Consider the following 11,784-nt stretch of genomic DNA (forward strand, 5'->3'; position numbering starts at 1 on the left):
AATGGGAGGAGTGACAATGACAGATCCAAGAGCGCTGCGCGATGCGTTCGGTGCATTCCTGACCGGTGTCACCGTGGTGACCACGTTCAATGATGATGGTGCGCCCATCGGCTTTACCGCCAACAGTTTTACCAGCGTATCGCTGGATCCGCCGCTGCTTCTGGTCTGCCTGGCGAAGACATCGCGCAATTACCAGACGCTGATGGCCACGAAGGGATTTGCCGTCAACATCCTCTCCGAAGACCAGAAGGATGTTTCCAACACTTTTGCCCGCCCGGTGGAAGATCGTTTTGCTGCGGTAGACTGGCAGAAGGGGCCATTCGGCTCCCCCGTGTTTTCCGATGTCGCCGCCTGGTTCGACTGTTCGGCAAATGAACGCGTCGATGCCGGTGACCATGTCATACTGATCGGCAAGATCGAAGGGTTCGAAAACTCCGGCAAGACCGGCCTCGGTTATGCCCGTGGCGGCTATTTCACGCCGGCACTCACCGAGAAGAACCTGCTCGCCAATGTCGAAGGCAGCCTGTCCGTCGGTGCTGTTGCCGAGCGGGCTGGCGAAATCCTGCTGGTGCCGGATGCGAATGGCGGCTGGACGCTGCCTTTCGTCGACAAGGCCGAAAGCGAAGGCATGGAGGCGCTCGAGCCGCAGTTCACCGCCGAGATCGGTCTCTCGATCCAGACCGGCCTGCTTTATTCCATCTACGAGGACACCAAGGCCGGCCGCCAGCACATCGTTTATCGCGCCGCGTTAGGCGAGGGCGCGCCAAAAGTCGGCCAACTGTTCCCGCTCCAGCAACTGCCACTTGAAAAGATCCAGGATGCCGCCATCCGTGAGACCGTGAAGCGTTACGCGCAAGAAAGCACGCTCGGCAATTTCGGCATCTATTTCGGCAATCAGGAAAAGGGCCGCGTTCACGCCGTGGCCAAAAAAGGGTGATCCCATGAAGTTCTCGCTTTTCGTTCATATGGAGCGGCTGAATGCCAGCCAGAACCATGAGGAACTCTACGAAGAGTTCATCAAGCTCTGCGAGATTGCCGACAAGGGTGGCATGCATGCCATCTGGACCGGTGAACATCACGGCATGGAATTCACCATCGCGCCGAACCCTTTCGTCAATCTGGCCGACCTGGCCGCGCGCTTCAAGAATGTGCGCCTCGGCACCGGCACGGTGATTGCGCCCTTCTGGCATCCGATCAAGCTTGCCGGCGAAGCGGCGATGACCGATCTCATCAGTGGCGGCCGTCTCGATCTCGGCATTGCTCGTGGCGCGTACAGTTTTGAATATGAACGCCTGCTTCCGGGTCTCGATCCGTGGGGCGCCGGCCAGCGCATGCGCGAACTGATCCCGGCCATCAAGGGCATCTGGGAAGGTGATTACGCCCATGACGGCGAGTTCTACAAATTCCCGAAAACAACCTCCGCGCCCAAACCGGTGCAGCAGCCACATCCGCCGATCTGGGTGGCCGCGCGTGATCCGAACAGCCACGAATTTGCCGTTGCCAATGGCTGCAACGTACAGTGCACGCCCCTTGCCAATGGCGAGGCCGAGATTGCCAGTCTGATGGAACGGTTCGATGCGGCCTGCGAAAAGGCGCCGGATGTGACGCGTCCGAAAATCATGCTGCTGCAGCACACTTATGTGGGCTCTGACGAGGTTGATATTGCCAAGGCAGCGAAGGAAATCAGCACCTACTACAATTACTTCTTTGCCTGGTTCAAGAACGAGCGCCCGATCCATCAGGGCCTGATCCAGACCCTGAGCGAAGAGGAACTGGCGGCCAACCCGAACCTTTCGCCGGAAAAGATGATCACCAACATGCCGATCGGTAATGCGGCAACGGTGATCGATCGCCTGAAGGTTTACGAACAACAGGGTTGGGACGAATATTCGTTCTGGATCGATACCGGCATGAGCTTCGAGCGCAAGAAGGCGTCGCTCGAACGCTTTATCGCCGACGTCATGCCAGCGTTCCGGTGAGGCTGAGATGCACGACTTTCAACAATACATCGATGGTGTTTTCGAAGATGGCTCTGCCCGGTTCGACAGCATCGATCCCTCGACCGGCAAGGTCTGGGCCTCCATGCCGGAAGCGCGCGAGACGGATGTCGATCGGGCCGTGAAGGCGGCCGAAAAGGCTTTGTGGCATGGCGAATGGCCGACACTGACCGCCTCTGCGCGCGGAAAACTGCTATACCGGCTCGCCGATCTGGTCCAGGCCAATGCTCAGCGCCTTGCCGGATTGGAAACGCGTGATACCGGCAAGATCATCCGCGAGACCTCGGCGCAGATCGCCTATGTCGCCGATTATTATCGGTATTACGCCGGTCTCGCCGACAAGATCGAAGGCTCGACGCTTTCGATCGACAAGGCCGAGATGGATGTCTGGACACGGCGCGAACCGGTCGGTGTCGTCGCCGCCATCGTGCCGTGGAACAGCCAGCTTTTTCTCTCCGCCGTGAAAATCGGTCCGGCGCTTGCTGCCGGCTGCACGCTGGTGGTCAAGGCCTCGGAAGATGGTCCGGCACCGATGCTGGAATTTGCCCGCCTCGTGCATGAGGCCGGTTTCCCCAAGGGTGTCCTGAACGTCATCACCGGTTTCGGCCCATCCTGCGGCAGCGCGCTCACCCGTCATCCGGGCGTCGATCATATCGCCTTTACGGGTGGTCCGGTCACGGCGGCGCATGTGGTGCGCAATTCGGCCGAAAACCTTGCCAGCACCTCGCTGGAACTCGGCGGCAAGTCGCCCTTCATCGTGTTCGCCGATGCCGATCTGGAAAGCGCTGCCAATGCGCAGGTCGCCGGCATTTTTGCTGCCACCGGCCAGAGCTGCGTTGCCGGTTCCCGTCTCATCGTCGAGCGCTCGGTCAAGGATCAGTTTGTCGGCCTTCTGAAGGCCAAGGCGGAAGCGATCCGCATCGGCACACCGCTGGAAATGGCGACCGAAGTGGGACCGCTCTGCACCAAGCGCCAGCGTGACCACGTCGAAGAGATCGTTTCTGCATCTATCAGTGCAGGCGCAAAGGTCGTGACCGGTGGTCGCGCAGGCGAGGGCGACGGATTTTATTACCTGCCGACCATTCTCGATTGCGACGGCATCAATTCGCCGTCGGTCGAAACCGAACTGTTTGGTCCGGTGCTCTCGGTCGTATCCTTCACCAATGAGGATGAAGCGGTCGCCTTGGCCAACGATACCCAATACGGCCTTGCCTCCGGCGTGTTCACCCAGAACCTGACGCGGGCGCATCGCATGGTGAAACGCATCCGTGCCGGCATCGTCTGGATCAACACTTATCGCGCCGTGTCGCCGATTGCGCCATTCGGTGGTTACGGCCAGTCGGGCCATGGCCGAGAAGGTGGCCTTGCCGCCGCACTCGATTTCACCCGCACCAAGACGGTGTGGCTGAGAACGTCCGACGAGCCGTTCCCAGATCCTTTCGTGATGCGGTGATGACCATGTTCTACGAGATCAGAACCTATCGGCTGAAGAACGGCGCCATTCCCGAATACCTGAAGGTGGTCGGCGAGATCGGCATCACTATTCAGAAAAAGCACCTTGGCAATCTCGTCGGCTACTTCTCATCGGAGATCGGGCCGATCAACGAGATCGTCCATATCTGGGGGTTCGAAAGCCTCGATGACCGTCAGGCGCGGCGTGCTCGGCTGGGAGCCGATCCCGAATGGCAGGCTTTCCTGCCCAAGATACGCGACCTGATCGTCACCGCCGACAACAAGATCATGTCGCCCGCAGCATTCTCGCCTCTGGGCGGCACGACGCCGGTCTAGAGCCACACAACACATTCGCAGATCACGGTTTTTCTCAGGGAGGAGAAAACATGAAAAAGCAGACGATCATCGCCATTCTCGCCGCTACCGTCGCCTTCGCAGGACAGGCAAGCGCCGCCGACATGGTTTTCACCAGCTGGGGCGGCACCACGCAGGATGCGCAGAAACAGCATTGGGCCGATACGTTCAGCACTGAGGCTGGCGTCAACGTTACCCAGGACGGCCCGACCGACTACGGCAAGCTGAAGGCCATGGTGGAATCCAAGAATGTTGCCTGGGATGTCGTTGACGTCGAGGGTGACTATGCGGTTCAGGCCGGTAATGCAGGCCTTCTCGAAAAGCTCGACTTTTCCGTCATCGACAAGACAAAACTCGATCCGCGTTTCGTCACCGATTATTCGGTCGGCAGCTTCTATTATTCCTTCGTTATCGGCTGCAACAAGGATGCCGTCGATGGCTGCCCGAAAAGCTGGGCCGATCTTTTTGATCTCGCAAAGTTCCCGGGCAAGCGCACTTTCTACAAGTGGTCCGCGCCGGGCGTGATCGAAGCAGCACTCCTCGCCGATGGCGTGCCGGCCGACAAGCTTTATCCGCTTGATCTCGACCGTGCCTTCAAGAAGCTCGACACGATCAAGTCGGAAATCGTCTGGTGGGATAGCGGTGCGCAGTCGCAGCAGTTGCTGGCATCGGCCGAAGCTCCGTTCGGCTCCTTCTGGAACGGCCGCCTGACCGCGCTGGCCCAGACCGGCGTCACCGTCGAGACGTCGTGGACGAATAACATCACCGCCGCCGATGCGCTCGTCGTTCCGAAAGGCACGAAGAACAAGGACGCAGCGATGAAGTTCATCGCCAACGCCACCAGTGACAAGGCTCAGGCCGAGTTCGCGACGATGACCGGTTACGCGCCGATCAACACGGACTCGCCGAAACTGATGGATGCGGACCTGCGCAAGACGCTGCCCGACCAGCAGGCCGAAACCCAGGTCAACGCGGACATGAGCTACTGGGCCGCCCATCGCGACGAGATCGGCACCCGCTGGTACGCCTGGCAGGCCAAGTAATTTTCACCTGAAGACATGTGTGACACGGGCCGGTTGTGCCGGCCCGTGAATTCCGTGAGGGAACCGGGAGGTTTGTAATGGTTCTGTCGGCAACGACTGACGGTGGAGAGAAAAAGATCAGGCGCAACGGCAGTTTCGGCTATGTCGTGCCGGCTCTGCTGCTCATCGCCTTTTTCTTCATCATCCCCGTTCTCATGCTGCTGATGCGCAGCGTGCTCGAGCCCACGCCCGGTTTACAGAACTACCGTGAGCTGCTTGGCTCCACGACCTATCTGCGGGTGTTCCTCAACACGTTCACGGTTGCCGGTCTGGTCACCGTGGTGGCCGTGGTGATCGGTTTTCCGGTGGCGTGGCTGCTCGCCATCATGCCCGACAAGTGGTCGCGGCTGGTGATGGCGATCATTGTTCTGTCCATGTGGACCAACCTTCTCGCCCGCACCTATGCCTGGATGGTGCTGCTGCAGCGTACCGGCGTCGTCAACAAGATGCTGATGAACCTCGGCATCATCGACAAGCCGCTGGCACTTGTGAACAATCTCGTCGGTGTCACCATCGGCATGACCTATATCATGCTGCCCTTCGTGATCCTGCCGCTGATCGGCATCCTGAAGTCGATCGATCCGGCCATCCTGCGGGCAGCTGCTCTTTGTGGCGCCAACAAACGCCAGTGTTTCACCCGCGTGCTGCTGCCACTGTCGCTGCCGGGCATCGCTTCGGGCGCGCTGATGGTTTTCGTCATGTCGCTTGGTTATTACGTCACGCCGGCCCTTCTCGGCGGCACCTCCAACATGATGCTGGCCGAACTCGTGGCGCAATTCGTGCAGTCGCTGGTCAACTGGGGCATGGGCGGCGCGGCCGCTCTCGTGCTGCTGATCGTGACGCTCGTTCTTTACGCCATCCAGCTCAAATTCCTGAACCCCAATCGGGCGAGGTAACAATCATGCTGCTCGATTTCGATAAGCTCGGCGGTTTGAAACCGTTCCTGATCGGCCTTACGGTTCTGGTCTGTCTGTTCCTGATCCTGCCGATCGTTTTCATCGCGGCGCTTTCCTTCGGCTCGTCGCAATGGCTGATCTTTCCGCCGCCGTCCTGGACGTTCAAATGGTATCAGATGCTGTTTGCCGATCCGCGCTGGCTCTGGTCGGCGCTGACCAGCCTGAAGATCGCCGCCATCGTCACGGTTCTTTCCGTCGTCATCGGCTTTCTCGCCGCCCTTGGCCTCAATCGAGGCTCCTTCTTCGGGCGCGAAGCCCTTCGCGCCCTGTTCCTGACCCCCATGATCCTCCCCGTCGTGGTGCTCGCCGTAGCCCTTTACGCGCTGTTTCTGCAGCTCGGACTGGCGGGCACCACGGTAGGATTCATCATCGCGCATCTTCTGATCGCGCTGCCGTTCTCGATCATCTCGATCGGCAATGCACTCGAAGGTTTCGACAAGTCGATCGAGGACGCGGCGATCCTGTGCGGGGCCAGCCCCTGGGAAGCCCGCATAAGGGTGACGGTGCCTGCCGTCAGCCACGGTATTTTTGCCGCCGCCATCTTCTCCTTCCTCGCCTCGTGGGATGAAGTCGTTCTCGCCATATTCATGGCCAGCCCGACGCTGCAGACGCTGCCGGTCAAGATCTGGGCGACGCTCAGGCAGGATCTGACGCCCGTCATCGCCGCCGCCTCCACCATTCTTATCGCCTTCACCATCCTGTTGATGGTTCTGGCCGCACTCTTCCGCAAGGGACGCAAAGCATGACCCAGCCATTTCTCTCCATCAAAGGCATCCGCAAGACTTATGGCCAGGTCACTGCCGTCAAGAACGTGACGTTGGACGTAGCCAAGGGCGAGTTCATGACCTTTCTCGGGCCATCCGGCTCGGGCAAGTCGACGACGCTCTATATTCTGGCAGGCTTTCAGGACCCGACCGACGGCGATATCCTGCTCAACGGCCAGAGCCTGCTGTCGACGCCATCGCACAAGCGCAATATCGGCATGGTGTTCCAGCGTTACACACTGTTTCCGCATCTGACCGTCGGTGAAAACGTTGCCTTTCCGCTCCGCATCCGTCGTGTCGGTCAGGCCGAAATTGCCGAGCGGGTGAAAAAGGCACTGAAGCTCGTGCGTCTCGAAGGTTTTGAAGACCGCAAGCCGGCCTTGATGTCCGGCGGTCAGCAGCAGCGCGTCGCACTTGCCCGCGCGCTGGTCTACAATCCGCCGGTCCTGCTGATGGACGAGCCGCTGTCCGCCCTCGACAAGAAGCTGCGTGAAGAGATCCAGTTCGAGATTCGCCGTATCCATCAGGAAACAGGCGTAACAATTCTCTACGTCACACACGATCAGGAAGAGGCGCTGCGCCTGTCCGACCGGATCGCGGTGTTCAGCCAGGGTGAGATCGACCAGATCGGCACCGGTCAGGAACTCTATGCCAATCCGGCCACCCATTTCGTGGCGGGTTTTATCGGCGACAGCAATTTCATCGATACGGAAATCCTGTCGAGCCTGGATGGTAAGGCAAAACTGGCACTGCCCGGCGGCACGGTGATCGATGGTGTGCCGATGCATGCCGGCAAAGCAGGAGCCAAATCCGCTTCGCTGCTTTTGCGACCGGAGCGTCTGTCTTTGTCGAGCGCCCATGTCGATAACGGTCTTGCCGTGACGATCAACGATATTACTTTCCTCGGTAACAATATCGAGGTGAGCACCCAGACCGGGAATGGCGAAAGCCTGTCCGTTCGCCTGCCGTTCGGTCATGAGGCGATTTCCAGTATCAGCCGCGGCGATCAGGCATGGCTGAGTTTCGAGCCGAAATCGACTCACGCTTTCGCCTGATCCCGGTGCCGAGGTCCGATCATGTCGGACCTCGGCAACCATTGCCGCAATCAGCCCATCCAAGGAGGCCGGCGCCATGGCCCTGTCCGAAAAACTTCTCGCGAAACTGAAAGATCGGTCGCTCGCCACCGACAAGGCTTTGATTGCCGGTGAGTGGCGCTCAGAAGGTGAGGGTGGTGCGACATTCGACGTCACCAATCCCTCGACCGGCGACGTGATCGCCACCCTGCCGGACATGACGCGCGCTGACGCTGCCCGCGCTATCGATGCGGCCCACAAGGCGCAAAAACTCTGGGCAAAAAAGACCGGCAAGGAACGCGCGGCCGTTCTGCGCAAGCTCTATGACCTGATGGTCGCCAATGCCGATGATCTGGCGGCAATCCTCACCATGGAAATGGGCAAGCCGCTGGCCGAGGCAAAAGGCGAAATTCTCTACGGCGCATCCTATGTCGAATGGTTCGGTGAAGAAGCCAAGCGCATCTATGGTGATACCATTCCCGGCCATCAGCAAGACAAGCGCATCATTGTCCTTAAACAGCCGATCGGCGTTGTTGCGTCGATTACGCCGTGGAATTTTCCCAATGCCATGCTGGCGCGCAAGTTTGCGCCGGCCGTCGCGGCAGGCTGCACGATGGTGTCGAAACCGGCGGCCGAAACGCCGCTCTCCGCTCTGGCGCTGGCCGTTCTGGCTGAGCGCGCTGGTCTGCCGACCGGAGTGTTCAATGTCGTCACCTCGAAAAGATCGGCCGATATCGGGCTGGAATTCACCGAAAACGACAAGGTCCGCAAACTCACCTTCACCGGCTCCACCGGCGTCGGAAAGATCCTGATGCGGCAGGGTGCCGAGCAGATCATGAAGCTTGGCCTCGAACTTGGCGGCAATGCGCCTTTCATCGTGTTCGACGACGCCGATCTCGATGCTGCCGTCGAAGGCGCGATGATTTCAAAGTATCGCAACAACGGCCAGACCTGCGTCTGCGCCAACCGGCTATATGTACAGGCCGGCGTCTACGATGCCTTTGCCGAAAAGCTGGCGGCAAAAGTGTCGGCCATGAAAGTCGGCGATGGTTTTGAAGAGGGTGTCATGGCCGGCCCGCTGATCACCGAAAAGGCGGTGGAAAAGGTCGAGGAACATATTGCCGACGCGCTCGAAAAAGGCGGTGCGATCGCCGTTGGTGGCAAACGCGATGCGCGGGGCGGGCTGTTTTTCCAGCCGACCATTCTGACCGGCGTGACCTCGGCGATGAAGGTGGCGAAGGAGGAAACCTTTGGGCCAGTCGCGCCGCTCTTCCGTTTCGAGACCGAGGAAGAGGTGGTCGAAATGGCCAACGATACCGAGTTCGGCCTCGCATCCTATTTTTACGCCAAGGATCTTTCCCGGGTGTTCCGGGTCGCCGAGGCGCTGGAATACGGCATGGTCGGCATCAATACCGGGCTGATTTCCACCGAGGTGGCGCCATTCGGCGGCATCAAGCAGTCCGGGCAGGGTCGCGAGGGTTCGAAATACGGCATCGAGGATTATGTCGAGGTCAAATACCTTTGCCTGCAGGTGGACTGACCCGGCTTCGATACCGGAGCAGCGCAGTACGCTTGCTCATTTTTATCAGTCATAAAACAGTGCCGGATGCGGCACCGCGATGACGTCAGTAAAGGGCAAGGAAGGCTTCGTATCGTTTGTCGTGCATGGCTTTTGAGGTGGGGTCGGGCGACAGGACGGTCTCTCCCGGCTCAAGCGCATTGGCGACCGCCAGAACATCACCATCGGCAAACGGTGCCAGCGCCGAGACCGCTGCGCCCAGAAGCACGGGTTCCGGCGCCTCCGACAACACCACCTTGCAGCCGGTGCCATCCGCGTAAAGTTTTCGCAAAAGCGGCGACTTGTTGTGGCCGCCGCTCAAGTGGAGCGTATCGATCGCATAGCCATTGGCATTCATACGCTCGATGATCATGCGGGTTCCGTAGATCAGCGCGGTGGCGGTTGCCCAGTAGATCTTGATGAAATTTTCGCGCGGGTCTTCGAGGGTCAGGCCGGTGATCTTGCCGCGCAGATCAGGGTCGGCAATGGGCGAGCGATTGCCGATGAAATCCGGTAGGACATGGATATCCGGGGCCGGGTCACCGTTTTCGAGGCGCTCCAGCAGGATCGCCGACAGCGCGCCATGCGGATCATCGCCAAAATCACGGCCTGCCGAAAAAAGCGCGACGATATGGTCGAGAAGCGCACCGGTGACGCTCTGACCGCCTTCGTTGGCGACATAACCATCGCAAAGCGCACCGGGATATGGTCCCCAGATGCCCGGAACTTCGCGGCGCATCGGCTGCGCAGCGATATGGCAAGTGGAGGTGCCGGCGATAAGGGCGAGACGCTGCTCCGGCCTGTCGGTGAGGCTGCGGCCGAGTGTGCCGAGCGCACCGGCATAGGCATCGATCATACCGACGGCGAAGATGCAGTCGGTATTGAGGCCAAGATCATTTGCCGCCTCGACAGTGAGGTTGCCGAGCGTTGCGCCGACCGGCAGGGCTTCTTGCGGCAGCGCTGCCGTCTTCAGCACGTCCAGCATGTCGACCTGAGCCAGAAAATCCTTGTCCCATCCGAAACCCGGGCGTGGATCATAGGTCCATTTGCAGGCCAGCATGCAGACGGAGCGGTCGAGCGAACCCGTGCATTTGAAACCGACCCAGTCGCCTAGGTCGCCGGCATAACCGACGTTTGCATAAAGATCGGGGCGGTGGCGCTTCAGCCACATCAGCTTCGGCATTTCCATTTCCGGTGACATGACGCCACCGAGGTTCGCGAGCGGTGCAGCGCCGGTGGCGGTGCATTCGGCCGCCTCGGCCGTGGCGCGGTGGTCCATCCACACGATGATGTTCCAGGCGGGATCGCCCTCGGAAAGGCGCAGCGGCGCGTGTGTCTTGTCGAGTAGCACCAGCGAGCAGGTGGCGCTGACCGAGATGCTCTTGACGCTGGCGGTCGGAATGCCGGCATCCTTCACGGCTTTGCGCACCGAATGGCAGATCGCATCCCAGATATCCGTCGTGCTCTGTTCAACGAAATGTGTTTGCGGGCGGTTGATCGCAATCGCCTTCTTGGCCTCGGCGAGAAGATTGCCCTTGCGGTCGAACACGCCCGCGCGTGCACTTCCTGTGCCGATATCGATGCCGACGACGTAATCCTGGACGCTCATGTTCATCTGCCTGTCTTTCAAGTCTTCTTGAGGAAGGGAGCGCGAACCATCATGACGATGATCAGGAAGCCTCCCCATACGGCCGTCGCCAGATGCTGGCTTGCGCCCATCAGGTTCATGCCCGATGCGATGACTTGCAAGCTCATCAGGCCCAACACGAGCGGCAGCACACGGCCAAAGCCACCGAACGGGTTTGCTCCAGCCATGAAGCAGGCAAGGACGGTGATCAGCAGATAGCTTTCGCCATGTCCGATGCGCACCGAGTTGAACCGTGCCAGCATGACCATGCCGGCCAAGCCGGCAAGCACGCCGGAGATCGTGTAAAGGACGATCAGCACCTTCTTGACGTTGATCGCCGAATATTCCGTTGCCCTGAGATTGGAGCCGATCATGTGGATCGAAAAACCGGTGCGGGTGAACTGCATGACATAGGCGAGCACACCGGCTGCAACGAGGAAGATCAGCATCGGCATAGGGATGCCGAGCAGCGATCCATTGCCGATCGTCAGAAAGGCTTCCGGCATGCCGGAAATATCGCCGCCGCGAGTGAGGAATTCTCCAAGGCCACGCAGAAAAATCATGGCGCCAAGGGTGACGAGGATCGGATGCGCGCCGACATAAGCAACGATGGCGCCGATCACGAAGCCGGTAAGGCCGCCGGCACCAAGACCGGCGGCGACCGCGACCGGCAGGCTGGCAATGCCGGCGCCGGCAAGCGCGCCCTTGACCAGCCAGGCGGTGGTCAGGCCGGCGATGTTGGCGGTGAAGGTGACGGAAAGGTTGAGACCGCCGGAAATGATCGGCACGAACATGGCAAGCGACAGAATGCCGAGTTCCGACAATTGCACCGCCATGGAGGAAAAGTTGCCGCGGCTGAGGAAGCCGGGCGCGACCAGCGAGAACAACACGATGCTGGCCACGAACAACAGCGCCATGACG

Annotated in this window: 11 protein-coding genes; 9 read left to right on the forward strand and 2 right to left on the reverse strand. The window is 60.0% G+C overall.

Annotated elements, in window-relative coordinates:
* Positions 1-16 precede the first annotated feature (16 nt).
* From ACRQ1B_RS14585 to ACRQ1B_RS14625, 9 genes are all read left to right on the forward strand, one after another.
* Positions 17-937, forward strand: a complete 921-nt coding sequence (locus ACRQ1B_RS14585; protein ID WP_432294424.1) for a flavin reductase — start codon at positions 17-19, stop codon at positions 935-937.
* A gap of 4 nt (positions 938-941) precedes the next feature.
* On the forward strand, positions 942-1,979 hold the full coding sequence (locus ACRQ1B_RS14590) for an LLM class flavin-dependent oxidoreductase (RefSeq protein ID WP_432294425.1): 1,038 nt from the start codon (positions 942-944) through the stop codon (positions 1,977-1,979).
* A 7-nt stretch (positions 1,980-1,986) separates the two neighbouring features.
* The gene (locus tag ACRQ1B_RS14595; protein WP_432294426.1) at positions 1,987-3,450 is read left to right on the forward strand and encodes an aldehyde dehydrogenase; all 1,464 of its coding nucleotides are present in this window, start codon (positions 1,987-1,989) and stop codon (positions 3,448-3,450) included.
* 5 nt (positions 3,451-3,455) lie between these two features.
* A complete protein-coding gene (locus tag ACRQ1B_RS14600; protein ID WP_432294427.1) occupies positions 3,456-3,785 on the forward strand; it encodes an NIPSNAP family protein in 330 nt (109 codons plus the stop codon).
* Positions 3,786-3,835: 50 nt separating this feature from the next.
* Positions 3,836-4,846: an ABC transporter substrate-binding protein gene (locus ACRQ1B_RS14605; protein ID WP_432294428.1), complete on the forward strand. Its 1,011-nt coding sequence runs from the start codon at positions 3,836-3,838 to the stop codon at positions 4,844-4,846.
* 77 nt (positions 4,847-4,923) lie between these two features.
* The gene (locus ACRQ1B_RS14610) at positions 4,924-5,781 is read left to right on the forward strand and encodes an ABC transporter permease (RefSeq protein ID WP_432294429.1); all 858 of its coding nucleotides are present in this window, start codon (positions 4,924-4,926) and stop codon (positions 5,779-5,781) included.
* A gap of 5 nt (positions 5,782-5,786) precedes the next feature.
* Positions 5,787-6,587 carry an ABC transporter permease gene (locus tag ACRQ1B_RS14615; RefSeq protein ID WP_432294430.1) on the forward strand — a complete coding sequence of 267 codons (801 nt, stop codon included), beginning with the start codon at positions 5,787-5,789 and terminating at the stop codon, positions 6,585-6,587.
* Entirely contained in the window at positions 6,584-7,660 is a 1,077-nt protein-coding gene (locus tag ACRQ1B_RS14620; protein WP_432294431.1) for an ABC transporter ATP-binding protein, read from the forward strand. The genes ACRQ1B_RS14615 and ACRQ1B_RS14620 overlap by 4 nt, the downstream gene beginning before the upstream one ends.
* Positions 7,661-7,736: 76 nt before the next feature.
* Positions 7,737-9,218, forward strand: a complete 1,482-nt coding sequence (locus ACRQ1B_RS14625; RefSeq protein WP_432294432.1) for an NAD-dependent succinate-semialdehyde dehydrogenase — start codon at positions 7,737-7,739, stop codon at positions 9,216-9,218.
* An 85-nt stretch (positions 9,219-9,303) separates the two neighbouring features.
* Here ACRQ1B_RS14625 and ACRQ1B_RS14630 read toward each other — a convergent pair whose 3' ends face one another.
* Both ACRQ1B_RS14630 and ACRQ1B_RS14635 read right to left on the reverse strand, forming a co-directional pair.
* Complete coding sequence (locus ACRQ1B_RS14630) at positions 9,304-10,851, reverse strand: FGGY-family carbohydrate kinase (protein ID WP_432294434.1); 1,548 nt, start codon at positions 10,849-10,851, stop codon at positions 9,304-9,306.
* Positions 10,852-10,862: 11 nt separating this feature from the next.
* Positions 10,863-11,780 (reverse strand): ABC transporter permease, encoded by a 918-nt coding sequence (locus tag ACRQ1B_RS14635; RefSeq protein ID WP_432294618.1) that lies wholly within the window; start codon positions 11,778-11,780, stop codon positions 10,863-10,865.
* Positions 11,781-11,784: the final 4 nt, after the last annotated feature.

The organism is Endobacterium panacihumi, from assembly GCF_050847465.1.
In the GTDB taxonomy this organism is placed as follows: Bacteria; Pseudomonadota; Alphaproteobacteria; order Rhizobiales; family Rhizobiaceae; genus Neorhizobium; species Neorhizobium panacihumi.

What these genes read in the sequence shown, in the direction of transcription:
- ACRQ1B_RS14585 (WP_432294424.1), top strand. Translation starts at nt 17, where the DNA reads ATGACAGATCCAAGAGCGCTGCGCGATGCGTTCGGTGCATTCCTGACC.
- ACRQ1B_RS14590 (WP_432294425.1), top strand. Translation starts at nt 942, where the DNA reads ATGAAGTTCTCGCTTTTCGTTCATATGGAGCGGCTGAATGCCAGCCAG.
- ACRQ1B_RS14595 (WP_432294426.1), top strand. Translation starts at nt 1,987, where the DNA reads ATGCACGACTTTCAACAATACATCGATGGTGTTTTCGAAGATGGCTCT.
- ACRQ1B_RS14600 (WP_432294427.1), top strand. Translation starts at nt 3,456, where the DNA reads ATGTTCTACGAGATCAGAACCTATCGGCTGAAGAACGGCGCCATTCCC.
- ACRQ1B_RS14605 (WP_432294428.1), top strand. Translation starts at nt 3,836, where the DNA reads ATGAAAAAGCAGACGATCATCGCCATTCTCGCCGCTACCGTCGCCTTC.
- ACRQ1B_RS14610 (WP_432294429.1), top strand. Translation starts at nt 4,924, where the DNA reads ATGGTTCTGTCGGCAACGACTGACGGTGGAGAGAAAAAGATCAGGCGC.
- ACRQ1B_RS14615 (WP_432294430.1), top strand. Translation starts at nt 5,787, where the DNA reads ATGCTGCTCGATTTCGATAAGCTCGGCGGTTTGAAACCGTTCCTGATC.
- ACRQ1B_RS14620 (WP_432294431.1), top strand. Translation starts at nt 6,584, where the DNA reads ATGACCCAGCCATTTCTCTCCATCAAAGGCATCCGCAAGACTTATGGC.
- ACRQ1B_RS14625 (WP_432294432.1), top strand. Translation starts at nt 7,737, where the DNA reads ATGGCCCTGTCCGAAAAACTTCTCGCGAAACTGAAAGATCGGTCGCTC.
- ACRQ1B_RS14630 (WP_432294434.1), bottom strand. Translation starts at nt 10,851, where the DNA reads ATGAACATGAGCGTCCAGGATTACGTCGTCGGCATCGATATCGGCACA.
- ACRQ1B_RS14635 (WP_432294618.1), bottom strand. Translation starts at nt 11,780, where the DNA reads ATGGCGCTGTTGTTCGTGGCCAGCATCGTGTTGTTCTCGCTGGTCGCG.